This window comes from Prauserella endophytica (assembly GCF_005146945.1).
GTDB lineage: Bacteria > Actinomycetota > Actinomycetes > Mycobacteriales > Pseudonocardiaceae > Prauserella_A > Prauserella_A endophytica.
In genome coordinates, this window is sequence record NZ_SWMS01000025.1 from 1 (window position 1) to 24,869 (window position 24,869).

Here is a 24,869-nt window from a genome sequence, read left to right on the forward strand (position 1 = left end):
CCGCAGGTAGAAGCCCTGCAATCGAAGGCCGTTTCAAGATCACCGCGATCGAACCCGCGGGCTTTTAATCTTCGGGTTCAGGGTTCGAGTCCCTGGCGGCCCACCAAAGTCCCAGCTCAGGGCAGGTGCGCCAGATCCCCATGTTGATCATGGTGCCGCTTTGCTGCCGTCTTTCCCGGCTTGTTGAGCCCCGCAGGCCGGCGACATGTGTGCGGATTCGGGCACAGCAAGCCATTTGCGCCCGGCCACGGCCCGCAGCGCGACGCTGCCGCCGTGGTCGGCGCGGGGTGTCCGGTACCAGCTTCGTCGACAGATTTCCCTCGTAGGCGTCGGGCAACGCGATGTGGCTGGCGCGGCGAAGGCGGCAGCTTAGTGTGGGCCGGTTCGGAGATCCAGTGCCTTTCCGCAATCGGCCAAGTCTCGGCACAGGCATTGGCTGACGGCATTGGAACACCTATTGTCACCCCGGCGGGATGAAACGATTCAATGATCGCCCGCGGTGGTCGTGCGCTCGAGGTGAGGAGCTTGCTTCATGGTTGAGATGCGGTCCGAACCGACGGGCATGCCCCGTCGCCGGTTCCTCAAGTCGACGGCCATCGGGGTCACCGGCCTGGCGGTCGTGGGGTCGCGGGTCGGTCTCGGTGCCGAGGCGCTGGCGTCACCGGGAGGTTCGACCACGATCGACGGCCTGTCGATGGCGGGCAGGTTCGACCGGCCGCTGGGCGTGGACGACCGTTCACCGCTCCTTGCCTGGCGGCTGGAACGCGGGCGGCAGAGTGCCTATCAGATCCGCGTCGCCAGCGCGCCGCACCGGCTGTCTTCACCGGATCTGTGGGACACCGGCTGGGTCAGGTCCAGCACCTCGACGGGAGTCGCGTACACCGGGAAGGCCCTGCGCTCGCGTCAGCGGGCCGTGTGGCAGGTGCGGGTCCGCGACGCCGACGGCAGGGTTTCGGACTGGAGCGCTCCGTCGTTCTGGGAGGCCGGCCTGCTCGACCGGAAGGACTGGTCACCGGCACGGTGGATCCAGCATCCCACCCGGACCGACGCCGACCCACTGCCGATCTTCGCCCGAACGTTCACGATCGGCGGGAACGTCGAGCGCGCGCGCCTCTACATCGTCGGCCTCGGGATCTACGTCACCACCGTGAACGGCCGCCCGGTGACCGACGCGGTGCTCGTGCCGGGCAACTCCAACCCGCAGCAGTCCGTGGAGGTCGGCGCCTACGACGTCACGGCGCTTCTCGAGCGTGGGACGAACACGCTCGGCGTCCGGCTCGGCAACGGCATCTCCAACGTCCGTTCCGTCAAGAACGCCGCCGTGGGCCGGACGGGCGTGTACCGCAAGTTCACCAGCGAGGTTCCCGCCCCCACGAAGTTGGCGGTACCGGCCGCGCCCGGTGACACGAGCGTCATGGTCGCCGACGCGAGTGGTTTCGGCGTCGGCGGCACCGTGAACATCGACACGGGGAACAACGGCACCGACCTCGAAAGCCGGCTCATCACCGCCATCGGAGCCGACGGGGTGATCAGCTTCTCCGAACCGCTGGCCAACGCGCACGCGGCCGACGCGGTGGTCACGCGGTCCGGCACGGCCAACGAGACGACCACGGCGATCAGCCCGCGCCTGATCGCGAGGCTGGAGATCGGTTACCAGGACGGCCGAACCGAGACGATCGTGACCGACCAGGACTGGTGGACGACGCTCGGCCCGACGGTCACCGACAACTGGTACGCCGGCAGCGACTACGACGCCCAGCGCGAGCAGCCGGGCTGGGATCGCCCGGGGGCGGACCTGTCCCCTGCGGCGACCCGGCGCGACGGCACGCCGGCCGGCTGGGTTCGGCCCGGGATCGCCCCGCCGCCGAGCCTCGCCACCGAGATCACCTGGCGCCGAGGGCAGCCGATCGAGATCGTCGACACCGTCTCGCCCGTCTCGGTCACCGAGCCGGTCCCCGGCACCTGGGTGTTCGACTTCGGGCAGAACGCCGCCGCGCTGCCCGAGCTGCACATCGACGGGACGCTCCCGGCCGGCACCGTGATCAGGATGCAGCCGGCGGAGTCGCTGCGTGCCGACGGCACCGTCGACGCGGGGAGCATGGGTTCGGACGACGACATCTTCGACACCTACACCACCGCGGGCGACCGCGACGGCGAGACGTGGCGGACGGAGTTCGTCTACCACGGCTTCCAGTACGTCCAGGTCACCGGCCTGCCCGCCGGCTACCGGGCGGACGCGCGCTCCGTGACCATGCACCAGATCCGTGCGTCGATGCCGATCTCCGGCGACGTGTCCACCTCCAGCGACCGCGTCAACCGGCTTCACCGGATGAGTCGCTTCTCGATCTCCAGCAACATGCTGTCGATCTTCACGGACTGTCCCAACCGGGAGAAGCTCGGCTGGCTCGCCGACATGCTCCATTCGATCCACGCCATCGACCGCAACTTCGAGATGACCGCCTACCTGGCTCACATGCAGCGGGTGATGAAGGAGGCCCAGCTCGTCGACGGACCCAACGCCGGACTCGTTCCCGCACACGCGCCGGAGTTCCCGATCTTCGACGGCCAGTGGGCGATGTACCGCGACGACATCAACTGGGGCAGCGCGCTGGTCATCACGCCGTGGTGGCTGTGGCGGCACCACGGGGACACCGAAACCATGGCCGCCTACTACCCGGCCATGACCGACTATCACGACTTCGTGCGGACCGTGCAGGCCGGCTCCGGCGCCGACGAGCATCTGGTCGACGGGCCGCTCAAGGACTGGGTCGCGCACGACGACAGCACCCCGGGACTGCTGGTCGGAACGTATGGCTACTACGTGATGACCGAACGGATGTCGCAGCTGGCGGCTGCCCTCGGCAAGCGCTCCGATGCCGAACGGTACCGGGCGCTCGCGCGGGAGATCGGGACCGCGTTCAACAACCGCTTCTTCAACCGCCGCCTCCGCACATACACCAACGACGGTGACGCCGGCACGGTCGGCACGCAGGCGGCGAACGCCCTCGCCCTGGAGGCCGGCCTGGTCCCGGCGGGCAGCGAACGGCACGTCCTGGACGACCTGGTCCGGCGGATCCGTGACTATCACCCGAACGGCGGGGGACCGCACCTCAGCGGCGGCACGATCTCGCTCGGCCCCACCTTCCGGGCGCTGAGCAACGCCGGCCGGGACGACGTCATCTGGGAGGTCCTGCACGAGGACACGCGGCCGGGCTACGGATCCTTCCTGCTCCCCACGGTCTTCAACCCGCACGGCATGACCACGGTGCCCGAGCACTGGTACGCGCCGGAGAACAACTCGTCGCTGAACCACATGATCCTGCTCCAGATCGACGAATGGTTCAGCATGGGGCTCGCGGGGATCCAGCAGGAGCCCGATTCGCTGGCCTACGAGCGCGTGGTCGTCAAGCCGAAGCTGGTAGGCACCCCGGAGCATCCGCTGACGAGCGTCGAGGGCTACTACGACGGCCCACGTGGGCGGATCAGCAGCGCCTGGCGGATCTCCGGGCCCGATGGCCGGGACGTCGACCTCGACGTCACCATCCCGGCCAACACGGACGCGGTGATCCACGTCCCGACGGTCCGGCCGAGCAGCGTCCGGCTCGACGGCCGGTCCGCGCAGACGTCGCGGTCCGTGCGGTTCACGGCGTTCCGGGAAGGCTACGCGGTCTTCGCCGCGGGCCCGGGCCGGTACCGGTTCAGCGCACGGCTGCGTTGACGGCAGCGGCGTCGCGGGCGTGGAGCCGACGACGGGCGTCGGCCGCGTGAGTGTGCGGTCATGAGTGCGGTGAGCGGCCCGAGGGCGCACTCAATCAGACTCGCGCGGCCGTGAGTGGGGGTCGCCGCTGACGGGCACCGTCTATTACGGACAGTTCGGCGAGGCGACCGGCTACGACGACCACGGGGCCACGCGGCCGCCGTTCCGGTACGGTAGCGGCAGCCTCGCCGAGGTCCTCTCGCTCACCGCGGTCAGGCGCCGGTGTCGATCCGGGAGTGGATCGTGTCGACGACCGTGTTCTTGGCTTGAGCGTATTCCTCGATGTCTCGCCAGGGTCGTTGCGCGAGTTCACGTTTGACCCGTGTGTACAGTTCCCTGTCCTCGGCATGGGCGCGGAGGTGGTCGCGGAATGCGAGCATTCGCTGAATCTCGGGGCATCCGGCGCTGAAGACGTGCAGGTTTATGCCGACGTTGGAGCCTGCGGGCGTCTTGTCGAAGAAGCGGTGTTCGAACCATTCCGGTTCGCGTGCCCTGAGAACGAAACCTGCCGATTCCACAGCGGCCCGGTAGTCGGATTCTGCGGCGGAGTTCGCAACGACGAGGAGTATGTCGATCACTGGTTTGGCAGCCAATCCAGGCACGGCGGTGGACCCGACGTGCTCGACACTCAGCGCATGACGCCCCAGGGCGGAGCGGATGCGCTCGGCTTCGCGTTCGAACGCCTGCGGCCATCCCGGGTCGTAGTCGAGCACACGGACCATCGCACCGCCGACATCAGGCTTGCCACGGGAATCGTCAACCGGGGCCGAGTTCCCAGCCGTCACCACTAACCACCTCAATCACCGTCTTGCAGACAAGCCCTTCAACATATCGCGACGGATGTGCCAGTCGACAACCGATCCTGCGCGTGCGCGCCGCCGCGCATCGACACACCGGACGAACGAGCCGCCGTCGCCGTTCACGGCAGAGAGGCGGTCACCGACCGGCGAGGACCAGCGTGATCAGCTCCACAATAGAATTGACATCGGCACTTCGATCACCTGATTCTGAAATGCTATGCCTTCTTCGGACCACACCACTGGCATGGCGTCGTGGAGAGCTTGGTGCGGGCTCGCAGCGATGACCCTCGCGCTGTTCACGGTCTCCACGGACCTGACCATGTTGTTCATCGCCCAACCCGCTATCGGAGCCGACCTGCGGCCCGGCGTCACCGAGGCGCTGTGGATCGTGCACGTCGGTGAGTTCCTCGCCGCGAGCCTGGCCATCACTATGGGAAGACTCGGCGACCGACTGGGGCGCAAGCGCCTGCTCGTGTACGGGATGACCGGCTACGGCGCGGCATCCCTCATCGCTGCCTACGCCCCGAACGTCGAGACGTTGATCGGCGCTCGTGCGCTGATCGGGCTCTCCACCGCGGCCATCACGCCGTCGGCGATCGCTCTCCTGCGTTCGATGTTTCCCGACGCCGGCCAGTTCACCCGAGCCTTCTCCATCCTCATGGCTGCCTTCACCGCGGGGATGGCGTTCGGCCCGCCTCTGGGTGGTTTCCTGGTCGACCGTTTCTGGTGGGGAGCCGTTTTCCTCGCCTGTGTCCCCGCTGCCGTCATCCTGCTGGCGGTCGCACCTTGGACGCTGCCCGAGTTCCGCGACGACCGGCGGGTTCGCCTCGACCCGCTGAGCATCGCCCTGTCCGTGATCGCGGTGATGGGACTGATCTACGGGGTCCAGCAAGCCTCCGGTGGAACCGTTGAAGCCCACCACGTGGCGATCGCCCTGACCGGTGTTGCCGCCGGATACGCCTTCATCCGCCGCCAGCGCATTCTGGCGCATCCGCTGCTGGACCTCTCGCTGCTCGGCTCCCGGGAGGTGCGCATCGCTCTCCCCGCGGTGTTTCTGGTCCTGGTCGCTTTCGCGGGCCCAGACGTGCTCATCGCCCCGTTCCTGCAGATTGGTCTTGAACTCACCGCCGTACAAGCCGGTCTCGTGCTGTTCGTTCCCGCCGCGGTCACCGTTCCCGTCACGTTGGTCACCCCGCGGCTCAAGCGCCGTCTCGGCTCGCGCGCTGCGATGATCCTCTCGCTGGCCATCGCCATCGTCGGGCTGATCACAGCGGCACTGTCTTTGCTCGCCGCAGGGAAGACGACCGTCCTGGTGGTCCTCATCGTCGGGTTGGTGCTCGTCGGGGCCGGAGCACCGGTCATCACTCTGCTCAGCGAGCTTCTCGTCGCCAGCGCGCCGCTGCAACGGTCCGGGAGCATGGGCGCCCTGCGCGATCTTGGCAGCACCCTCGGCTCCGCGACCGGTATCGCCCTGGTCGGCACTGTCGGAGCACTGGCTTACCGGAACACGCTCACCACGCCCACAACGCTCGGCAACGCTGAGGCCGAAGCAGCGGTCGACAGTCCCGGTGCCGCGGTCGACGTGATGGCACAGCTGGACGGAGGAACGCGCGAGACGTTCCTCGCGTCAGTGACCGAGTCCATGGGGCTGAGCCTTCAAGCCGGACTGGGCATCGCCGGTGTCATCTGCCTCGGCGTGCTCCTGCTCATCGCCGTCGGCGTGCGCGACGTTCCGGGAACAGAACCTGAATCTCTGCCGACCGAAGCAGAGACGGCGTGAAGGCTGGGCGGCGACCGGTCCAGTCCGGAATCCGGAAATCCGGTCACATCCGATCGACGGGAGGAGACGCATGCGGACTGATCACGATCAGGAGGCACTGGGGCCGGGCTGGCGGTTGCGTGAGCAGCGGCCACTGCTGGACATGCTGGGTGAGAAACGGATCGGGCACGGCGTGCTCGGCGTCAGCGATCCCGACGTGTTCTACGCCGACGGGCGCTGGAACATGCTCCTCGGCGCCGTCACCACACGTTTCAAGGTCAGCATCGTGCACGCGCGCCTCCCCGTCGGCGCGAACATCGACGACGACCGCTGGGAGTTCGTCACCGACCGACGGGGTCGCGCCGCATTACTGGGAGCACCGAGCGGGCGCGGCGCCTGGGACCGCGGTGGAATGCACACCCCCAGCCGAGTCGTCGGCACGGTCGACGGCGAGCAAGTCGAGCGCGTCTATTACGCGGGGCAGCGCACGCGGGCTTCGAGCGGACGGCGGAGCCGCTACGCGATCGGCTTCCTCGAACGCGGACAAGACGGGACTTGGCAGCGTCACGAGGAACCCGTGGTCGAGGGAGACGAGCAGCGGCCGAGCGTGTTCGAACCGTTCGTCCTCCACACCGACGGCCGATGGCGAATGTGGTTCCTCTCCTCACCCGGAGAGGTCGGCCGTGGCGAGCAACCCGACTACCAGCTGCGCTACACCGAAAGCACCGACGGCGTTTCCTGGGCAGCACCAGAGGCCTTCGCCTCCACCGAGGAGGGTTTCTTCGACAACTGCGTCGCCCCCACCGGCAGCGGATGGCGGATGATCCTCGCCCGCGGCACCAACCTGCACGGCACCCACCCCTTCCCCTCCCAGGGACTCTGGATCACCGAAACACCTACGCCGCCAGCGGGCCGCGACTCATGGCGCCCCATGGCCCGCCTGCTCAACACGGACAACGCCGCGCAGCCGTGGTACGCCGCAGGACTGTGCGGTCCCGCCATCGTCGACGACGAAGACCTCATGCACATCTTCGCCACGGGCACGTACGCGAAAACCTCCTGGTGGCGCTTGGTTCTGACCCGGCTACGACACCGCAAGCCACTGCCACCGCCCTCGCCGTTCTACCTGTGCACTGGCCGGCTCACATTCGAACGCAGCTGCCCCTGATCGTCCACAGTGGATATCACTGTCGCCGTCGCCGTGTCATCCGGCGAACGGCCGGTCGAGAGGGCCGTAGAACAGCTCGTCGGCGTGCTCGCCGAGCCGTAGCGGGCCAGTGGGTCGCAGCGGCCTTGCCCCACGCGTCATCGGGCAGGTTGACGTACGGGCAGCAGAGCGCGACGTCGCTCACCGGTGGACCGGATCAGTGCGGCTGGTAGCCGGGGCGGCGCGGGACGCGCGGGCCGATCGCGGCGCCCAGCGTCGACAGTGCGGCGCCGGCCGCGAGGAGCCATGGACCGGGGCCGAGCTGGTCGAGGTGCTCGCCGCTGTCGGTCAGCATCAGCAGGCTGATCACGTGGTAGAGCAGGCAGAGGCCCGCGATGACGGTGATCATGATCCGGGTGGGCGTGGTGTTGCCCTCGCTGAGGCTCTTCTTCATGATGCCGCCGCGTTTCCGGATGCTCTCCCGGGAACGAAGCACGCCGAGCGACCACATCGCCGGAGGAACGGCGGCCAGCATCAGGGCGATGATGGCGCCCATGGGGAAGTAGATGTCCACCAGCTTGCCGTTGCCGTCGAGGTTGGTCGCGCTGCTGGCGGCCTGGTCGATCGACTTGGTGACCTCCGCGAAGCTCGCCTCGTCGATCCAGTTCAGCGCGAACATGCCGAGTGCGGCCAGCACAATGCCCAGCACGGCCGGAACGGCGCCCCAGCCCGGCAGCGTCAGCGGCGGCTCCTGCTGGGGCAGCTGTGGTGGCAGCTGCTGCGGGTACAGCTGCTGCGGTGGCTGACCCTGCGGCTGCCAGCCGTGCTGCGGCTGCGGACTCTGCTGCGGGCCTTGCGGCTGCCAGCCGGGCTGCTGCTGTGGATAGCCCTGTCCGGGACCCCCGTAAGTCATGCCCGACAACTTAGCTCGCGCGACCAAGCGTCGCGCGACTTCCGACCGGGTCGGTCCGGTTTGTCCAGACTTCACAGTCCCGTCGCGCTGGGCAGCATCGCGGGGCAGCCCGACGTCCGGTGGTCCGGGCTGTACTCGAAGTGCCAGTACTCGTTCTCGTAGCGGCGGCACCAGCCCAGGGCGTGCCCGTTGCGCTCCACCCAGCCCGCGGAGGCGTGCGGCTGCACGTCCACCGCGATTCCCTTGACGTGCATGGACTTCTCCGGCGGCAGGACGTACCGGGCCGCCAGTTCCTCGGTGCCGAACCGCTGCACCGCGTCGGTGAACTCCCGCCGCTGCTGGCCCGCACTGCGCTTGCCGTCGTTCAGGCACAGCCGCACGCCGTGCTTCCCCGCCTCGGTGCGCAGCCGATGCCACGCGGCGAGAACGTCAGGGCGCAGGCCGCGTGGTTCCTCGTTCACGTATCGCTCGTCGAGTGCGCACACCGGCCCGGTCTCCGGTCCCACGACCTCGTCGAGGATCACCGATGCCCGCCCCGGAACGCGCTCCTTCGCGAAGGCGGGCCCGCCCGTCAGGACCACGGCTGCCGCGAGCGCCAGCGCCAGGTACGCGCCGAGCACCGCGCGGTGGGTTCGGATGGCAGGGGTCATCGGCACTCCGTTCGCCAGGATCTGCTTCGAGCCAAGCAGCGGAAGAGCTCGTATGTCCAAGAGTTAGATTTGAACGAGCTATAGCTTTTTGATATTCGTTGCTGGTGGACCTGCTCGCGCACCTCGAGGCGTACGTCGCCGTGACGGAGGAGCGCAGCTTCTCCAGGGCCGCGGACCTGCTCTACGTCGCACAACCCGTGCTCAGCAGGCGGATCAAGACGCTGGAGCAGCACCTCGGCGGCGAGCTGTTCGACCGGTCCCGGCGCCAGATCACCAGCACCGACCTCGGAATCCAGCTCCTTCCGCACGCGAAGGACGTGCTCAGCCGTGTCGAGCACCTGCGCCAGGTGGCCAGCGCCGCGCTGGCCTCGGCGTCGCAGCCGGTGGGCGTGCCGCCGGACTGCGATCCGGCCGGACTCGCCCGCGTCATCAGGGCCGGGGCCGGGCGTGGGGTGACGATCAGTGTGCGGGAGCTGTCCGCCGAGGAGCGGGCGGACGGGATTGCCGCCGGTTCCCTGGCCTTCGCGTTGCTGCGGGTGCCGCCGGAGTCCGCGTCCCACCGTGTTCCGCTCGGGCTGGCCACCGCCGCTCCCACGTCGAGGCGTGCGGTTCACCTGGAGAGCCTGCGGCCCCGGCGCGGCGCGGTCGCCGAGCAGGCACCGCCGATCCTGCTCACCGCCGAGGACGGGCTGGGGTTCGCTGCGGAGCGGTTCGACAAGGCCGCCGCCCGTGCCGGGCTCGCGGAAGGACGCGTCCGCCGGGCCGCCTCCACCGCCACCGCCGTGGCGGAAACCCTTGCGGGACACGCCATGCTGCTGTGCGCCGAACCGTTCGCGCGGCGCCACGGGCTGGCGTGGTCGCCACTGGCGGACGCGACTCTCCATCGTGGATACGAGCTCGCCAGCACGGGAAACCGCGACGTGCCCGCGTGGCTCGAACCGTTGCTCGTCGCCGCGGTGGGAGCCGGGGCCGAGCCTGCGGGGAAGGCCGTGGACCGAGACGTCGAGATTCCGGACGCCCGCGCGCGGCTGGCGGCCCGCGGATGAGCTCCCGCAGGCCCGCCTTCGTCGCCAGCACCGCCGACCTGCTCCCCGTCGCCGAGTCGATCGCCGAGCACTGGCGGGAGGTCGGCGCGACCGGTCACCTGCTCGCCCGCAACCTCGACACCGGTGAGCACCTCGGCTTCGACGTGGACACCCCCGTGCCGCTCGCCTCCGTTGCCAAGGTTCCGCTGGCACTGGTGGTGCTCGACGGGATCGCGGAGGGAGACCTCGACCCGGCGCTGGCCATCACCATCGACCCGGCTACCAAGAGCCTCGGCCCGAGCGGCGTCGCCGCGTTCCGCTACCCCGCGACGCTGGCCGTCGGGGACCTGCTGCACCTGACGCTCACCGTCAGCGACAACGCCAGCGCCGACGCGCTGTTCGATCTCGTCGGCGTGGAGCACGTCGACCGGCGGCTGCGCGACTGGGGCTGCACGGGGATCCGCATCCGGCACCGCATGCACCGCATGTACGAGTGCGCCGCGGGCGTCGCGGGCGACGACTTCGGTCTCGCACTCGAACTGGCGATCCGCGACGACGCCGCCGGGCAGCACTCGATCGAGACGCTCGATCCCGCCCACGCCAATGTCGGCAGCGCGACGGCACTCGTCGAGCTGCTGCAACGCTGCTGGCTCGACGAGGTCTCCCGCCCCGACGCCACTGCCGAGCTGCGCAGGTTGATGGCGTTGCAGGTCTTCAACCAGCGGCTCTCCAGCGACCTGCGGGCCGACACGGTGCGAGTGAGCGGCAAGACCGGCACCTTCCTGCACCTTCGTCACGAGATCGGCGTGGTGACCGCCGAATCGGGCGACCGCGTGGCGATCGCCGCGCTCACCCGCTCCGCGCGCCGGGCCAGCATCGCCCACGACATCGACCTCGCGATCGGAGCCGCGGCGCGGTCGGCGTTCGAGGCCCTGCGGAGCTAGTACTCGGAGACGAGGTCGGCCGGGCTGAGGGTGACGGGAAAGGGTTCGGTCACGGCGACGGCCTGGTCGCGCTCGGCCTTCTCCAGCGTGACGTAGGCGCCGTCGCGCAGGGCGAGGCACAGCACGCTCGGCACGTACGGGTCGACGAGCCAGTAGTTCGGGCAGCCGGAACCCGCGAGGCGGGCGCGCTTGAGTTCGGTGTCGATCAGCCTGCTCGACGGCGAGATCACCTCGACCGCCAGCACCGGAACCCCCACCAGCGCGCGTTCGGTGTAGTCGCGGCGGCGACCCACCACGACGTCCGGAATGAGCACCGTGTCGTCGGCCAGCACCACGTCCACCGGTGCCGGCAGCGCCTCGCAGTCCCGGGGGCAGTTCACGCTCACTGCGGCGAGCACGCGAGCCACGACGCGCTGATGGAGAGGGCGAGGCGATGGGCTCATCAAGAGCACCCCGTCCACCAACTCGTAGCGGTGTCCTTCATCCGCGATCGACTCCAGATCCCTACGCGTCAATGGCTCGCGATGTCCGAAAACCGGGACCGATGCCATGTTCTCCCCAAAATCGCGTAGCTTCCGAACGCGGACTGCAACAGCTTAGAGGCTCGATGTTGCGAACCGCTGTGGTCTCGGGTGCCCGTGAACACCAACGGAGCAGCGAACCGCGCGGTTGCTCGCCCCGCGTCACCACCCCGAGTGACCAGGGGTTTCGCGTTGGTTACCCGGGAACGACTTTCTGTCGTGCGCTGCGCCGAACGCGTATTGATGGCGAATTGGGCGAATCGTCGACGGGGGTACTCTCGGCCGCAATCTCTTGCCGTGCTCCTGGCAACCTTCCTGGCGATGCCGCCTGAGCGTTCGGCGACCGTCCGGCCCTGCCACACTGGGCCGGACCCCGGCCACCGACCAAGAGGACCCCGATGTCGACGCCGATGCTCCCGGACTCGCTCCGGGCCGATGTGCGGACGTTGTGGGACTATCACGACCTGGGCCACGAGCTGCGCCCCTCGGACGTGGGCATCGGGCTGGGCAGCCACGACCTCGGCGTCGCCACCCACACCGCGCGGCTGTTCCACCAGGGCATGTTCCCGCTGCTGGTGTTCACCGGGGCCAACGCGCCGACCACGATCGACCGGTTCCCGCGCGGCGAGGCCGTGCACTACCGCGAGCACGCGCTCGAGCTCGGCGTGCCCGACGACGTGATCCTCGTGGAGCCCGCCGCCCGCAACACCGGCGACAACATCGACCTCAGCAGGCGCCTGCTCGCCGACGAGGGCATCGAGGTCTCCTCCGTGCTGCTCGTGTGCAAGCCCTACCAGCAGCGCCGCGCGTACGCGACGGCGAGGAAGCGCTGGCCCGGAGTGGAGGTGCGGTGCGCGTCCCGGCCGCTGTCACTCGACGAGTACATCGAGAGCATCGGCGACGCCGACCGCGTGATCGACATGCTGGTCGGCGACACCCAGCGCATCACCGAGTACGCCCGGCGCGGCTTCGCCATCGCCCAGGACGTGCCCCCGACCGTGTCGCGCGCGTGCGCCCGGCTGGTGGACGCCGGCTTCACCAGCCGCCTCGTGCGCTGAAGGTTTGCCCACGCCGCGCGCTGGTAAGCCCCGGAACGGCAGACGCCGGTTCGGAAGGGAGCGCGACGTGCCGGAGGAGAAGAGGGGACCGGACGAGAGCAAGCTCGCGGAGTCGCAGCGGCTGATCGACGAGGCCAAGGCCGCCGCGAGGGACGACGAGAAGCTGATCGAGCGGCAGGCCGCCAGGGACATCGTGCCCTCCGACGACGAGGAGAGCGGCCACACGCCGGCCTGAGCATCAGCCCCTCAGCGGGGCAGCCGCCAGCGCTGCGCGGGCGGCGGTTCGAGCACGTCCGCGAGCTCGGTCTGGAACGCCCTCGCGATGTCCTCCACCTCCCACGTCTCGCGGCGCAGCACCGGTTCCTTCACTGCGGGCTGGCGCACGAGGTGCAGCGCGTCGCCCGTGGAGCGCACGACCTGGCCCGTGATGCCAGCGGACAGGTCGCTCAGCAGGTACGTCACGAGCGGCGCGACCCGCTCCGGGGTGTGGTCGCGGCTGAGCCGTTCGCGCTCCACGGCGTCGGCCTCCACCATCCGCGTCCACGCCAGCGGGCTCACCGCGTTGACCCGGATGCCCTCGGCGGAGAGGTCGGTCGCCCATGAGTAGGTGGCCGCGGCCGTGGCGCCCTTCGACGCCGAGTAGGCCGCCCCGTTGCTCTTGCCAAGCATCGAGCCCGACACGATGTTGACGATCACGCCGTGACCCTGCCGCCGCATCACCGGGATCGCGGCCATGCCGCAGTACAGCGGGCCGAGCACGTTCACCTCGACCAGCGCCCGCACCCGGTCAGGGTCGTCGGCCCACGGTGGCACCTGGTAGTTCAGGCCCGCGTTGTTCACCAGGCCGTCGAGTGCGCCGAACCGTTCCACGCATGCCTCGACGATCGCGCGCGCCCCGGCGTAGTGGGCGACCGAGTCGCCGTTGGACAGTGCCAGCCCGCCCGATGCGACGATGGCGGCCGCGACCTTCTCGGCCAGCTCACCGTCCACATCGTTCACCACGACGGCCGCGCCGTGGCCTGCCGCGTGCATCGCGTAGGCCCGGCCCAGCCCGCGCCCGGCGCCGGTGATCACCACCGCCTTGCCTTCGAGGACGCCCATCGCTACATGTTGAGCACCCGCGGGGTTTCAGTCCAACTGGCCGAGCACCAGGGCGCCGATGTCCCGGCCGAGCCGCACGGGGCTGTGCCCGCCGCTCTCGCGATTGGACAGAACCGCCACCACGACGTCGTCGTCCGGATAGATCCGCAGGTAGGTGCGGCTTCCGGGCCACGCGCCGTCCTTGTCGGCGAACCGGTGGCCTCCCTCGGTTCCGGTGGTCCAGCCGTAGGCGTAGGTGCTCAGCCGATCCGGCGGGGAGAGCATCCGATCGAGTGCCGCCGCGCCGACGACGTCACCGTCCACGATGCGCTGTCCGAACCGGGCCATGTCGAGCACCGATCCCTCCAGTCCGCCGCCGAGCACCTTGTACGTCGAGTCGGCGGGCCGCAGCTCCCGGTTGTCGCCCGTGTACAGGGTCATCCGACGGACAGAGGTGTCGGAGAGGTCGATGGGCCGGACGCTCGGCAGCCGGTACCCGCGCGTGACCCACCTGTCCACAATGGCCCCGATCGGTTCGCCGAGGTGGGCCTCCAGCACGGCGCCGAGCACGGCGTAGCTGTGTGTGCTGTAGTGCCAGCGCTCACCGGGCTCGCACACCAGCGGGCTGTCGGCGAACTCGGCGACGGCCGCGCCGGCCGTCTCGTACGGCGGCTCGTCGAACGTGGCCGCGGGGATGTGCGCGTAGTGGCCCACGCAGCCGCGCAGGTTCAGCAGTTGGCCGACGGTGTGCGTGTGGTGGGCGGGCAGCCCGGGCAGGTGTTCGCGCGTCCTGTCGGTCAGGCCGAGCGCGCCCCGGCTCGCCTCGGCGACGTCGAAGGTCAGCGCACCCGCGATCGCCTTGCTCACGGAGTTGTACGGGCCGACGATCGTGCCGTCCATCCACACGTCGTCGTTCACGTCCGCGTGTCCGAACCCGCGCAGGTACCGCAGCCGGCCGTCCTCGATCACGGCGACGGCGATGCCGGGCACGCCGGTGGTGGCGAGCTCGTGGGAGATGCGCGCGTCGACCTGCTCGCGCAGCGGCCAGTCCCTGCGCTCGCCCCGCACCTGCCAGGTGGCGGTGTAGCGCGTGCCCCGCGGCGTCTCGCGGCTCTCGACGCGCACCAGGCGATAGCCCTCGTCCTGGTGCCGGTGGGTCCAGTTGGCGAACGCGCGGGCGGTGAGGTCGTGGTGGGTTACCAGCCCGTCGGCGGCGAACCCTGGCGTGGCGCCGCCGAGCAGCAGCGCCACGAGCGATGCACAGAGGAGCGAACGGAGGGGTCTTCGTCTCATTCGGACGGTTGTACCAGCATCACGCTCCGGGCGAACGCCGAGCGGCGTTGAGCGTTTCGTGCAGGCGCAGCCAGGTCTCGCTCACGGTCGGGTAGCTGGGCACGGCATGCCAGAGCGCCGACAGGGGCACCTTGCCGACGATCGCGACCGTCGCCGAGTGCACCAGCTCCGCGATGCCCGGCCCCACGAACGTGGCTCCGACGATCGTGTCCGTGGCGCGGTCGAGTACCAGCTTGGCGCGGCCCGCATAGTCCTCGCGCTGCACGTATGTGCCCGCGAGAGCGGCCATGTCGTACTCCACCGTCTCCACGTCGACGCCGGCTTCGTGGGCCTGCCGTTCGGTGAGCCCGGCCGAGCCAACCTCCGGGTTGGTGAAGGTGACCTGTGGTGTCGCGGCGTGGCCCGTCGCGGTGCTCAGGTCGTCGTCGGGCTCCTTGCCGTCCGCGCGGGCGGCGATCACCTCGCCTGCGATGCGCGCCTGATATTTGCCCATGTGGGTGAGCAACGCCTTGCCGCAGACGTCGCCGATCGCGTAGAGCCACTGCCCGTCGACTCCGGTCACCTGCTGCCGGTCGTCCACGGCCAGGTAGCCGCCCGCGCTCAGACCCACGGCGTCGAGGCCGATGTCGCTGGTGTTCGGGGCGCGGCCCGCAGCCACCACGATCTCGTCGGCGACGAGCACGGTGCCGTCGTCGAGGGTCACCCGCACCTCGCCGCCGTGCGTGAGGCCGACGCCCGTGTCGCGGGCGTCCGGGCGCTCGACTGAGGTGACCTGCCCGTTCGGGTGGAGGCGCACCCCGTCGGCCCGAAGCTTGTCGGCCACCAGCTCACCGGCGAACGGCTCCTGTCGCGGCAGCAGCCGCTCGCCCCGGTAGACGACGCTCAGCTCGGCGACGCCAAGCCCGCGCAGCCACGTGGCCGCCTCGCACGCCACCACCCCGCCGCCGACGATCACGACGCGACGGGGCACCTCGTGCAGGTTCGTGACATCGCGGGACGTCCATGGCAGCGCGTCCCGCAGGCCGGGGGTGTCCGGGATCGCCGCGGAGGAACCGGTGTCGATCACCACGGCGTGCCGGGCGGTGAGGTCCTTGGTGGTTCCGTCCTCGCCGGTGACGGTGATCGTCCGTTCGCCGGTGAGCCGCCCGTAGCCGCGCACGACGTCGATCCCGGCGCCGAGGGCCCAGTCGATCTGGGAGGTGTCGTCGAGGTCGTGCACGATCGCGTCGCGCCTGGCCAGCACCTCGCTGATGTCGAGAGGTGCCTCGGCGAGCTTTGCGGTGCCGGGCAGATGCAGGGCCGCGTCACGCAGTTCGACGGGCCGCAGCAGACCCTTGCTCGGCATGCACGCCCAGTATGAGCACTCGCCGCCGAGCAGGGCGGCCTCCACCAGCACGGCGCTCAGGCCGGAGAACTGCGTCGCGTACTGGGCGGCGTTCTCCCCGGCGGCCGCGCCGCCGAGAACGATGACGTCCCACTCCGTGCGATCGGGGTCCACCGATGCGGCCATCCGGGTCTCCTCGGGTCCAGTAGGAAGCTCCGGACGCCAGCGAACCACAAGGTGCCCTCCAACCGCAGTGAAGGCCACCTTGCCTGCGCCCGCCCGTCTCCCACCACCACCCAACCGGAGGCGCTCCGCGCCGCTGCGTTTGATTCCACGCAGTGAAGGTGGCCTTCACTGCAGAAGGGGTGCCTGGTACTGCGGGTGCCTAGTACTGCGCGTCGAGGAAGCCCGTCACCACCGAGTAGTACTCGTGCGGCCGCTCCTCCTGGAGGTGATGGCCCGCGTGGTCCATGACGTAGAGCTGCCCGCGCGGCACCATGCGTGCCAGCATGAGCGGGTAGTCGGGCGTGAGGAACGCGTCGTGCATGCCCCACGCGAACAGCACCGGCGCCTCGATGCGGCCCAGCTCGGCCGAGAGGTCCTGCCATTCGCCACGCGGGTTGTCCGACGCCGCGGCGAGCGCCATCTCCTCCGGGTCGAGGCTCTGCTCGTAGCGCATCGTCACGGTCGACGAAGGGATGGCCTCGGCGTCGTACCACTCCAGCCGCGCCATCAGCTCCCGCATCTTCTCCCACGACGGGCCCGTGCCGCCGTAGTAGGCGTCGCGCGCGTTGCGGCCGCGCCGTCCGCCCTCGGGCAGCGGCGCGAGCGGGCCGTGGAACACCGGCATGCTCCCGGTGACCACGAGCGAACGTACCCGCGACGGGTACTTCGCCGCCAGGTTCAGCGCGATGGTGCCGCCCCACGAGTTGCAGACGAGGTCGGCGCGTTCGATCCCGAGCGTGTCCAGCAGCGCCACGGTCTTGGCCGCGTGGAAGTCCCACATCGGCCCGGTGATCACGCACTTCTCGGAACGGCCGTACTGCAGGATGTCCACGAGGTAGCACTTGCGGTCCTCGGCGAACAGCGGCGCCACCGGGCCGAAGTCGGACCAGCCCGTGCAGCCGGGACCGCCGCCGTGCAGGAACACCGCGGGCCTGCTGCCCTCTCCGGCCTCCAGGTAGTGGTACTTCACCCCGTCGGCCTCGGCGTAACGACTCTGGAACGGCTCCGTGGACGTCATGGTGGCCGATCGTGCCGTCGCACTCGCCCCAGCTCCAACGGCCGCGGTCTGCTCAGCGAACCGAAGGCGTAGTCACGGCGGCACCGGCGAGCCCATCATGCCCGGACACCGGCGTGGAGAGTTCTGGAGGACGACGCGATGGCACGACGTCTGGAGGAGGGCGCCACCCGCACGCGGCCGAAGCTGCCGGGCCGCCAGGACTGGTCGTCATGGCCGAACTACGACGCCGCGGCCGAGGGTTTCCGGGGCTACTGGTACCCCGTGACGTGGTCGAGCCACGTCACCGGCAAGCCGAAGGCGTTCACGATCTGCGGTGAGAAGATCACCCTGATCCGCGACAACGGCACCGCGTACGCGCTGCACGACCGCTGCCCGCACCGCGGCGTGCCGCTCTCGCTGGGCAACCAGCAGTTCCCCGGCACCGTGAGCTGCCCGTACCACGGCTGGACGTTCGACCTCACCAACGGCAAGCTCTGCGCGGTCATCACCGACGGCCCCGACTCGCCCATCCGCGGCAAGGCCGGGGTGCCTACCTACGCCGTGGCGGAGCGGCTCGGCATGGTGTGGGTGTACGTGCCGCTGGCGGGCGAGGCCGCGCCGCCGATCGACGAGCAGCTGCCCGAGGAGCTGGTCGACAACGCGTTCGTCATGGGCGGGCGCATCGACCCTCGCGCGGGCAACTGGCGCTTCGCCTGCGAGAACGGCTTCGACGAGGGCCACGCGAAGTACCTGCACCGCACGTCGCTGTGGCGGCTGTTCAAGCCCATGCCGGTCTGGAACATCACGCGCGTGGTCCCGGAGGGCCGCTGGATCTACCGCGTGCAGGACGAGGTGCACTGGGAGGCCGACTTCCCCGGCGTCGGGCACTGGACCGGCAAGCGGTGGTGGAAGCTGCGCCCGCCGAAGGGCACGTTCAACGTCGGCAACACCGGCACGCCGAAGAAGGTGGACCCGGTGATCGAGAAGCAGGGCTTCCCCGGGTTCGCGTCGCTGTCCATGCCGGGTGTGCTGCGGATCGTGTACCCGAAGTTCATCCACTACGAGTTCTACGTGCCCGTGGACGCCGACAACCACCGGTACGTGGGCGTGATGGTCAACTTCCTGAAGGGCGTGGCGACCGCCCGCTTCTACGCGAAGTACCTGGGTGCGATCCGGTGGCTCTTCCACGGGCAGTTCTCCGGTCAGGACGCGTGGATGGTCGACGTCACCGACGCGCCGCCCGAGAAGCTGTACCGCCCCGACGTGTCGCTCACGTCGTGGCGCAACCTCGCCGAGTCCACCACCAGGCAGAAGCTGGCCGCGCTGAAGGGAGAGCCGTCGTGAGGATCCTGTTGGTGCTGGTCTTGGGCGGCACAGCCGTGGCGGCTCCGTTCGCGTGGCGCGCACTGGCCCGCCGTTCCAACACCCAGGTCAGGCGGATCAACCAGTGAGCGAGCGGGACGGCTGGGTCGCCGAGGCGTCCCGGCACATCACCCCGGAGCGCCTGCGCGAGCTGATCGCGGGGATCGTCGACGTGCCCAGCCCCACCGGGTTCGAGGCGCCGCTGGCCGAGCACCTCGCGCGCACGCTCACCGCGGCCGGAGTGCCCGCCGCGGCCCAGCCGATCGACGAGCACCAGGCCAACGCGCTCGGCCGCCTTCGCGGCGACGGCACCGGGCCCGACCTCATGCTCTACGCGCCCATCGACACGCTCACCACCGGCGACCCCGAGCAGGACGTGCCGTGGATCGGCCCCGAGCTGCGCCCCGACATGCGACCCGAGGCCCGGCACGACGGCGACTTCGTCACCGGCCTCGGCGCATCCAACCCCAAGGGCCACGCCGCGTGCGTGGCCATGGCGGCCGAGGCGATCGCGCGTGCGGGCGTGCCGCTCACGGGCGACCTCGTGGTCGCTTTCGGTGCCGGGGGCATGCCCACCAACGCGCTGCCCGCGAGCGCCCGCCGCAACACCGGGCAGGGCGTCGGCTGCTCGTTCCTGCTGGAGCAGGGCGGCTGGACCGACTTCGCCGTCATCGCAAAGCCGGGCTGGACCGTGTCGTGGGAGGAGGTGGGCCTCGCCTGGTTCGACATCGAGGTCGGCGGCACCCACACCTACGTCGGCTCCCGCCACCGCCTGCCCTACGCCAACGCGATCGCCCGTGCCGGTGAGGTCGCGGTGCGGCTGGAGCGGTGGTTCGCCGAGTTCGCGGAGCGGCACACGGGCGGCACGGTCAGCCCTCAGGGGGTGGTCTCGTCGATCGAGGGCGGCTGGCGGCGCATGGCGGCCACGACGCCCTCCGCATGCCGGATGCGGGCCGACCTGCGCTTACCGCCCGGATTCTCGCCCATGGCGGCCAAACGGGAACTCCTCGCCGCACTCGAGGAGATCGGCAAGGAACTGTCCGTTCCGGACATCCGTGCTGAGCTGGTGCTCGCCATCCCCGGCACGCACACGCCGCCGGACTCGTGGGTCGCACGCAGCGCGATCGCGGCGTGGGAGGAGATCGCCGGTCGCCCGCACGAGGTGATCCGGGGCAACAGCGGCGCCACCGACGCCAACATCCTGCGCAACCGGGGCATCCCGACCGTGCGCGTCGGCATGCCCAAGGTCGCCCACGCCGCCGAGGACTTCTCCCTCGGCATGAACACCGTGGACGTCAACGAGATGGTGCGGCTGACTCGCCTGCTGGTGCGGACGGCCGTGGACACGACGACGAGGACGCGAAGCGAGGTGGGGCTATGACGGAGATCGTGCTCGGCGTGGGCGCGTCACACAGCACGCTCATGAACACCCATTGGGAGCAGACGGTCCACAAGGCAGAGGCCGAGCGGTTCCGCGACGCGCTCGGCACGGCGCGGGACGAGCTGGCCGCCGCAGCGCCCGACACGGCCGTGATCATCGGCTCCAACCACTTCCGCGGCTTCTGGCTCGATCTGATCCCGAGCTTCACGATCGGCGTCGGTGAGTGCGTCGCCAGCGGTGAGTCCGGCACGCCCAAGGGACCGCAGCCCGTTGACGTGCCGCTGGCCCGGCACGTCGCCAACTCGCTGGTGGAGAGCGGCCGGTTCGACGCCGCGTTCTCGGCGCGGCTGCAGATCGACCACGGCCAGTCCCACGCCATCCAGTACCTGCTCGCCGGGCTCGACGTGGAGATCGTGCCCGTGGTGGTGAACGTCTTCGCGCACCCGCTGCCCACGCTCGCCCGGTGCGCCGACCTCGGTTCCGCCGTGCGCGAGGCCGTGCTCGGCTTCGCGGGCGACCGCCGCGTCGCGGTGATCGCCTCCGGTGGGCTGTCGCACCGTCTGCCGTGGCCGGACTGGCGTGCTCCGCAGGGCGACGACGAGGAGTTCATGGTCCGCGCGTGGCTCGACGGGCGTGACAACTGGCAGGACTACGACGCACGCAGGCGCGAGATCATCCGCGCCGCCAGCGCTGCGGTCAACCCCGAGTTCGACGACGAGTTCCTGAGCCTGCTGGAGAAGGGCGAGGCACACCGCCTCACCCACTGGAGCACCGAGCGGCTCGAGGAGGTCGCGGGCAACGGCGCTCAGGAGATCCGCACCTGGCTCGCCATGGCCGCCGCGCTCGACCACGTGCCGGCACGGCGCTTGGCGTACGAGGTGATCCCGGAGTGGCTGACGGGCATGGGGGTCGCCGTTCTGGACCCGGCAACGAGGAGTGACGCGTGAGTATCTGGACCGAACTGGCCGATGTGGACTTCCGGCAGGCCTATGTGGACGCGGGCGGCATCCGCACGCGCGCGCTGCAGGCCGGGCCCGAGAACGGTGAGCATTTGGTGTTCCTGCACGGCACCACCGGCCACCTCGAGGCGTTCGTCCGCAACATCGGGCCGCACGCGCGGCGCTACCGCTGCCACGCCATCGACATGCTCGGCCACGGCTACACCGACAAGCCCGACAAGCCCGGTGAGATCCCGGCCTACGTCGAGCACCTGCTCGCCTACCTCGACGCCGTGGGCGCCGAGAAGGCCCACCTCGTCGGCGAGTCGCTCGGCGGCTGGGTCGCGGCGTGGACGGCGAGCGAGCACCCGGAGCGCGTCGCGACGCTGCAGCTGCTGTGCATGGGCGGCACGAAGGTGAACCCCGAGGTGATGCAGCGGCTCAAGACGTCCACCACCGCGGCGTCGCTGGAGGACGACATCGAGCTCACCCGCAAACGGCTGCGGCTGCTGTGGGCCGACTGGGACGACGACCTCGGCGACGAGCTCACCGAGGTGCGCTACGACATCTACCACCGGCCGGAGTTCCAGAAGAACCTGCACAACCTGCTGGCACTGCAGGAAAGCGAGACGCGCGAGCGCAACCTGCTGCGTCCTGAGCGCATGGCGAGGATCAGCGCGCCGACGCTCGTGGTGTGGGGCAACAAGAACCCGTTCGGCGACGTGCCCGAGGCGCACGCCATCGCCGACGCGATCCCCGGCGCCCGGCTGGAGATCTTCCCCGAGTGCGGGCACTGGCCCCAGCACGAGCAGGCCGACCGCTACAACCCGCTTAGCCTCGAGTTCCTCGCCGAGGCGTCGTGACCGGAATCCGGTTCGGTTACGCCGACTCCTCGCTCGGGCAGCTGCACTACGCCGAGTGCGGCACGGGCGCGCCCGTGGTGCTGCTGCACCAGACGCCCCGCTCGTGGGACGAGTACCGCGAGGTGCTGCCGCTGCTCGGCGTCACGCACCGCGCGATCGCCATGGACACCGCGGGGTTCGGGCGATCGGCCCCGCCCGCCGAGCACGGCATCGAGCACTATGCCGCCGCGGTGCTGGAGTTCCTCGACGCGCTCGGTCTGAACCGCGTCTCGCTCGTCGGCCACCACACGGGCGGGGTCGTGGCGATCGAGGTCGCGGCGTCGGCGCCGGAACGGGTCGACCGGCTCGTGCTCTCGTCCACGCCGTGGGTCGACGCGGCCTCGCGAGAGGCCCGCGCCAAGCGGCCCCCGATCGACCACGTGCCGGTGAGCGAGGACGGCGAGCACCTCACGACGCTCTGGCAGCGCAGGCAGGGCTTCTACCCGAAGGGCAGGCCCGACCTGCTCACGCGGTTCGTGCGCGACGCGCTCGTGCTCGGCGACGACGTCGAGGCCGGGCACCACGCGGTGGGCCGCTACCGCATGGAGGAGCGCATCGGCAAGGTCTCCGCACCCGCGCTCTGTATCGGCGCCTCGGCCGATCCGCACGTGTTTCCTCAGCTCGACGCATTGTCATCGCGCCTGAACAACGCGAAGGTGGTGATTGTCGAGGGCGGCATGGTTCCGTTGATGGAGGAGCATGCCGAAGAGGTCGTGCGAGTGATCGCGAGGTTCCTGACATGACTGTCGTTTCGCCGCCGGGCCCCACCACCACGATGAACTCGGTGCTCGGCAAGGCACAGCTGATCATCGAGGCGTTCACGGTCGACGACGTGTCCCTGTCGCTGACCGACCTGGTGCGCCGCACCGGCGTCGCCAAGGCCAGCGTGCACCGGCTGGCGCAGGAGCTGCTGGCGTGGGGCCTGCTCGAACGCGCGGGCACCGGCTACCGGCTCGGGCTCAAGCTGTTCGAGATCGGCCACCGCGTGCCGAGGCAGCGGATCGTGCGCGACGCCGCGCTGCCGTACATGGAGGACCTGCTGCTCGCGACGCAGGAGACCGTGCACTTCGCGATCCGCCACGGCACCGAGGTGCTGTACCTGGAGAAGATCGTGGTGCACCGGGGCCTGAGCGAGCAGTCGCGGGTGGCCGGCAGGCTGCCGATGTACTGCACGGCGACCGGCAAGATGCTGCTGGCCCACGCCCCCGACGAGCTGTTCGCCGAGGTCGTCGGCAAGGGCCTGCGCCCGCTGACCAGGCACACCATCACCTCGCCCGCCGTGCTGCGCGGGCAGCTCGACAAGATCCGCGAGCGCGGCATCGCCACCGAGTGGGAGGAGACCCGGCTCGGCTACGCCAGCACCGCGGTACCCGTCCCGGACGTCGACGGCAGCCCCATCGGCGCGCTGTCGGTGACCGCGCCGACCACACGGATGAACGCCGCCCAGGTGGCCGGGGCCCTGCGCACCGCCGCGAACGGCATCGCCCGCACGCTGCGCGCGACGCGCTGAGCAGGTCCGGTGCGCGGACCCGCGTGGTTGACGCCGCCGCACCAGTAGTTGAAGGGTTTGCGAATGAGCGACGATTGGTCCGTCACCTCGGTGATCCGCAGGCTGCTCAGTCCGGAGGGGCTCGCCGACCCGTACGCGATCTACTCCGAGATCCGGGCCGCCGCCGACGCGGGGCTGCCGACGGGGCGGTTCCTGTTCCGCTACGCCGACGTGCGCGAGGCGCTCTACGACCGTGACCTCAGCTCCGACCGCGTCTCCGCGATCCTGCGGCCGCTGCCCGAGGAGGCGAGGCGCGAGGCCGCGCCGCTGGAGGAGACGATGCGCGACATCGTCGTGTTCTCCGACCAGCCCGACCACCGGCGCCTGCGCAGGCTGCTGCTCAAGGCGTTCACACCGCGCATGGTGGCACAGGCCAAGCCCGAGATCGAGAAGCTGACGCGTTCGCTGCTCGACTCGCTGCCCGCCGACGGCGACGCGTTCGACCTGCACCGGGGGCTCATGTATCCGATGCCGGCGCTCGTGGTGTCCGCGCTGCTCGGCATCCCCGAGGAGGAGCACGAGGCGTTCCAGGGCTGGGCGCTCGACCTGGTGCTCGTGGTCGGCTCCGGCCGGATCACGCCCGAGCTGGCGCGGCGGGCCTCCGACAGCGCGCTGCGCATGCGGGAGCTGTTGTCACGGCTGGTGGAGCAGCGGCGCAAGGCGCCTGGTCCGGACCTGCTCAGCGCCATGATCGAGGCCGTCGACGAGGGTGAGCGGCTCACCGAGAACGAGCTGTACGCAAACGCGCTGTTCCTCATGACCGCGGGCCACGAGACGGCGACCAACATGCTGAGCAACGGTCTGCTCGCACTCCTGCGTCACCCCGACCAGCTGGAACTGCTGCGGAGTGACCTCTCGCTGCTGGGCTCCGCGACCGAGGAGATGCTGCGCTTCGAGGGGCCGGTGCAGATCGCGGCCAGGATCGCCGACCGCGACCGCGAGCTGTGCGGACTTGACCTCAAGCGAGGGCAGGCCGTGATCCTGCTGCTCGGCGCCGCCAACCGCGACCCCGAGGTGTTCCCGGAGCCGGACCGGTTCGACATCACCCGCGCGCCGAAGGGGCACCTCGCGTTCTCGCACGGCATGCACTTCTGCCTCGGTGCCGCACTCGCGCGGGCCGAGATGGAAGTGGTGCTGCCGCTGGTGTTCGAGCGGTTCCCCCGGCTGCGGCTCGCCGAGGAGCACATCGAATGGCAGCCGACGCTCGACTTCCGTGGTCCGAACCGCCTGCTGGTGAGGTGAGC

22 protein-coding genes are annotated in these 24,869 nt (G+C 70.2%); 14 read left to right on the forward strand and 8 right to left on the reverse strand.

The features are described from left to right. The first annotated feature begins 532 nt into the window (after positions 1–532). The gene (locus tag FCN18_RS30980; RefSeq protein WP_137096742.1) at positions 533–3,718 is read left to right on the forward strand and encodes an alpha-L-rhamnosidase; all 3,186 of its coding nucleotides are present in this window, start codon (positions 533–535) and stop codon (positions 3,716–3,718) included. A 251-nt stretch (positions 3,719–3,969) separates the two neighbouring features. On the opposite strand, the gene FCN18_RS30985 is transcribed toward FCN18_RS30980, so the two are convergent. Beyond that, positions 3,970–4,542, reverse strand: a complete 573-nt coding sequence (locus FCN18_RS30985; protein WP_228714222.1) for a GrpB family protein — start codon at positions 4,540–4,542, stop codon at positions 3,970–3,972. A 295-nt stretch (positions 4,543–4,837) separates the two neighbouring features. Between FCN18_RS30985 and FCN18_RS30990 the strand changes: the two genes are divergently transcribed. Together FCN18_RS30990 and FCN18_RS30995 are read left to right on the forward strand one after the other, a co-directional pair. Continuing rightward, positions 4,838–6,337: an MFS transporter gene (locus FCN18_RS30990; protein WP_158303199.1), complete on the forward strand. Its 1,500-nt coding sequence runs from the start codon at positions 4,838–4,840 to the stop codon at positions 6,335–6,337. 70 nt (positions 6,338–6,407) lie between these two features. Beyond that, on the forward strand, positions 6,408–7,484 hold the full coding sequence (locus tag FCN18_RS30995) for a hypothetical protein (protein ID WP_137096744.1): 1,077 nt from the start codon (positions 6,408–6,410) through the stop codon (positions 7,482–7,484). Between the two features lie 196 nt (positions 7,485–7,680). Here FCN18_RS30995 and FCN18_RS31000 read toward each other — a convergent pair whose 3' ends face one another. Together FCN18_RS31000 and FCN18_RS31005 are read right to left on the reverse strand one after the other, a co-directional pair. Then, positions 7,681–8,376, reverse strand: a complete 696-nt coding sequence (locus tag FCN18_RS31000) for a hypothetical protein (protein ID WP_137096745.1) — start codon at positions 8,374–8,376, stop codon at positions 7,681–7,683. 71 nt (positions 8,377–8,447) lie between these two features. Further along, on the reverse strand, positions 8,448–9,026 hold the full coding sequence (locus FCN18_RS31005; RefSeq protein WP_113644572.1) for a D-alanyl-D-alanine carboxypeptidase family protein: 579 nt from the start codon (positions 9,024–9,026) through the stop codon (positions 8,448–8,450). A 104-nt stretch (positions 9,027–9,130) separates the two neighbouring features. Here FCN18_RS31005 and FCN18_RS31010 point away from each other — a divergent pair, with 104 nt between their 5' ends. Both FCN18_RS31010 and FCN18_RS31015 read left to right on the forward strand, forming a co-directional pair. Next, on the forward strand, positions 9,131–10,072 hold the full coding sequence (locus FCN18_RS31010; protein WP_112265279.1) for a LysR family transcriptional regulator: 942 nt from the start codon (positions 9,131–9,133) through the stop codon (positions 10,070–10,072). Beyond that, the gene (locus tag FCN18_RS31015) at positions 10,069–10,995 is read left to right on the forward strand and encodes a serine hydrolase (RefSeq protein WP_137096746.1); all 927 of its coding nucleotides are present in this window, start codon (positions 10,069–10,071) and stop codon (positions 10,993–10,995) included. Before FCN18_RS31010 ends, FCN18_RS31015 begins: the two co-directional genes overlap by 4 nt. Here FCN18_RS31015 and FCN18_RS31020 read toward each other — a convergent pair. Beyond that, complete coding sequence (locus FCN18_RS31020; protein WP_137096747.1) at positions 10,992–11,546, reverse strand: Uma2 family endonuclease; 555 nt, start codon at positions 11,544–11,546, stop codon at positions 10,992–10,994. The genes FCN18_RS31015 and FCN18_RS31020 overlap by 4 nt on opposite strands. 368 nt (positions 11,547–11,914) lie before the next feature. On the opposite strand from FCN18_RS31020, the gene FCN18_RS31025 reads away from it, so the two are divergent. After that, complete coding sequence (locus tag FCN18_RS31025) at positions 11,915–12,574, forward strand: YdcF family protein (protein ID WP_112265273.1); 660 nt, start codon at positions 11,915–11,917, stop codon at positions 12,572–12,574. 67 nt (positions 12,575–12,641) lie between these two features. Then, a complete protein-coding gene (locus FCN18_RS39275; protein ID WP_158303200.1) occupies positions 12,642–12,809 on the forward strand; it encodes a hypothetical protein in 168 nt (55 codons plus the stop codon). An 11-nt stretch (positions 12,810–12,820) separates the two neighbouring features. Here FCN18_RS39275 and FCN18_RS31030 read toward each other — a convergent pair whose 3' ends face one another. The 4 genes from FCN18_RS31030 to FCN18_RS31045 form a co-directional block, all read right to left on the reverse strand. Beyond that, a complete protein-coding gene (locus FCN18_RS31030) occupies positions 12,821–13,675 on the reverse strand; it encodes an SDR family NAD(P)-dependent oxidoreductase (RefSeq protein WP_112265271.1) in 855 nt (284 codons plus the stop codon). A gap of 27 nt (positions 13,676–13,702) precedes the next feature. After that, positions 13,703–14,947 carry a serine hydrolase gene (locus tag FCN18_RS31035; protein WP_112265269.1) on the reverse strand — a complete coding sequence of 415 codons (1,245 nt, stop codon included), beginning with the start codon at positions 14,945–14,947 and terminating at the stop codon, positions 13,703–13,705. 19 nt (positions 14,948–14,966) lie between these two features. After that, complete coding sequence (locus FCN18_RS31040) at positions 14,967–16,457, reverse strand: dihydrolipoyl dehydrogenase family protein (protein ID WP_206078017.1); 1,491 nt, start codon at positions 16,455–16,457, stop codon at positions 14,967–14,969. A gap of 199 nt (positions 16,458–16,656) precedes the next feature. Beyond that, positions 16,657–17,514 carry an alpha/beta fold hydrolase gene (locus FCN18_RS31045; RefSeq protein ID WP_112265265.1) on the reverse strand — a complete coding sequence of 286 codons (858 nt, stop codon included), beginning with the start codon at positions 17,512–17,514 and terminating at the stop codon, positions 16,657–16,659. Between the two features lie 138 nt (positions 17,515–17,652). Here FCN18_RS31045 and FCN18_RS31050 point away from each other — a divergent pair, with 138 nt between their 5' ends. The 7 genes from FCN18_RS31050 to FCN18_RS31080 all read left to right on the forward strand — a co-directional run bounded on the left by FCN18_RS31050 (position 17,653) and on the right by FCN18_RS31080 (position 24,867). Next, on the forward strand, positions 17,653–18,837 hold the full coding sequence (locus FCN18_RS31050; protein ID WP_137096748.1) for an aromatic ring-hydroxylating oxygenase subunit alpha: 1,185 nt from the start codon (positions 17,653–17,655) through the stop codon (positions 18,835–18,837). Between the two features lie 103 nt (positions 18,838–18,940). Continuing rightward, a complete protein-coding gene (locus tag FCN18_RS31055) occupies positions 18,941–20,236 on the forward strand; it encodes a M20 family metallopeptidase (RefSeq protein WP_112265261.1) in 1,296 nt (431 codons plus the stop codon). Beyond that, complete coding sequence (locus FCN18_RS31060; protein ID WP_112265260.1) at positions 20,233–21,183, forward strand: DODA-type extradiol aromatic ring-opening family dioxygenase; 951 nt, start codon at positions 20,233–20,235, stop codon at positions 21,181–21,183. Before FCN18_RS31055 ends, FCN18_RS31060 begins: the two co-directional genes overlap by 4 nt. After that, positions 21,180–22,037 (forward strand): alpha/beta fold hydrolase, encoded by an 858-nt coding sequence (locus FCN18_RS31065; RefSeq protein WP_137096749.1) that lies wholly within the window; start codon positions 21,180–21,182, stop codon positions 22,035–22,037. Before FCN18_RS31060 ends, FCN18_RS31065 begins: the two co-directional genes overlap by 4 nt. After that, positions 22,034–22,819, forward strand: a complete 786-nt coding sequence (locus FCN18_RS31070) for an alpha/beta fold hydrolase (protein WP_206078018.1) — start codon at positions 22,034–22,036, stop codon at positions 22,817–22,819. The genes FCN18_RS31065 and FCN18_RS31070 overlap by 4 nt, the downstream gene beginning before the upstream one ends. Next, entirely contained in the window at positions 22,816–23,586 is a 771-nt protein-coding gene (locus tag FCN18_RS31075; protein WP_199543385.1) for an IclR family transcriptional regulator, read from the forward strand. The genes FCN18_RS31070 and FCN18_RS31075 overlap by 4 nt, the downstream gene beginning before the upstream one ends. Positions 23,587–23,649: 63 nt before the next feature. Continuing rightward, entirely contained in the window at positions 23,650–24,867 is a 1,218-nt protein-coding gene (locus tag FCN18_RS31080) for a cytochrome P450 (RefSeq protein WP_112265256.1), read from the forward strand. The last annotated feature ends 2 nt before the right edge of the window (positions 24,868–24,869 follow it).

What these genes read in the sequence shown, in the direction of transcription:
- FCN18_RS31020 (WP_137096747.1), bottom strand. Translation starts at nt 11,546, where the DNA reads ATGGCATCGGTCCCGGTTTTCGGACATCGCGAGCCATTGACGCGTAGG.
- FCN18_RS31015 (WP_137096746.1), top strand. Translation starts at nt 10,069, where the DNA reads ATGAGCTCCCGCAGGCCCGCCTTCGTCGCCAGCACCGCCGACCTGCTC.
- FCN18_RS31030 (WP_112265271.1), bottom strand. Translation starts at nt 13,675, where the DNA reads ATGGGCGTCCTCGAAGGCAAGGCGGTGGTGATCACCGGCGCCGGGCGC.
- FCN18_RS31080 (WP_112265256.1), top strand. Translation starts at nt 23,650, where the DNA reads ATGAGCGACGATTGGTCCGTCACCTCGGTGATCCGCAGGCTGCTCAGT.
- FCN18_RS31025 (WP_112265273.1), top strand. Translation starts at nt 11,915, where the DNA reads ATGTCGACGCCGATGCTCCCGGACTCGCTCCGGGCCGATGTGCGGACG.
- FCN18_RS31005 (WP_113644572.1), bottom strand. Translation starts at nt 9,026, where the DNA reads ATGACCCCTGCCATCCGAACCCACCGCGCGGTGCTCGGCGCGTACCTG.
- FCN18_RS30980 (WP_137096742.1), top strand. Translation starts at nt 533, where the DNA reads ATGGTTGAGATGCGGTCCGAACCGACGGGCATGCCCCGTCGCCGGTTC.
- FCN18_RS31040 (WP_206078017.1), bottom strand. Translation starts at nt 16,457, where the DNA reads ATGGCCGCATCGGTGGACCCCGATCGCACGGAGTGGGACGTCATCGTT.
- FCN18_RS31000 (WP_137096745.1), bottom strand. Translation starts at nt 8,376, where the DNA reads ATGACTTACGGGGGTCCCGGACAGGGCTATCCACAGCAGCAGCCCGGC.
- FCN18_RS31045 (WP_112265265.1), bottom strand. Translation starts at nt 17,514, where the DNA reads ATGACGTCCACGGAGCCGTTCCAGAGTCGTTACGCCGAGGCCGACGGG.
- FCN18_RS30990 (WP_158303199.1), top strand. Translation starts at nt 4,838, where the DNA reads ATGACCCTCGCGCTGTTCACGGTCTCCACGGACCTGACCATGTTGTTC.
- FCN18_RS31050 (WP_137096748.1), top strand. Translation starts at nt 17,653, where the DNA reads ATGGCACGACGTCTGGAGGAGGGCGCCACCCGCACGCGGCCGAAGCTG.
- FCN18_RS31035 (WP_112265269.1), bottom strand. Translation starts at nt 14,947, where the DNA reads ATGAGACGAAGACCCCTCCGTTCGCTCCTCTGTGCATCGCTCGTGGCG.
- FCN18_RS31075 (WP_199543385.1), top strand. Translation starts at nt 22,816, where the DNA reads ATGACTGTCGTTTCGCCGCCGGGCCCCACCACCACGATGAACTCGGTG.
- FCN18_RS31060 (WP_112265260.1), top strand. Translation starts at nt 20,233, where the DNA reads ATGACGGAGATCGTGCTCGGCGTGGGCGCGTCACACAGCACGCTCATG.
- FCN18_RS30995 (WP_137096744.1), top strand. Translation starts at nt 6,408, where the DNA reads ATGCGGACTGATCACGATCAGGAGGCACTGGGGCCGGGCTGGCGGTTG.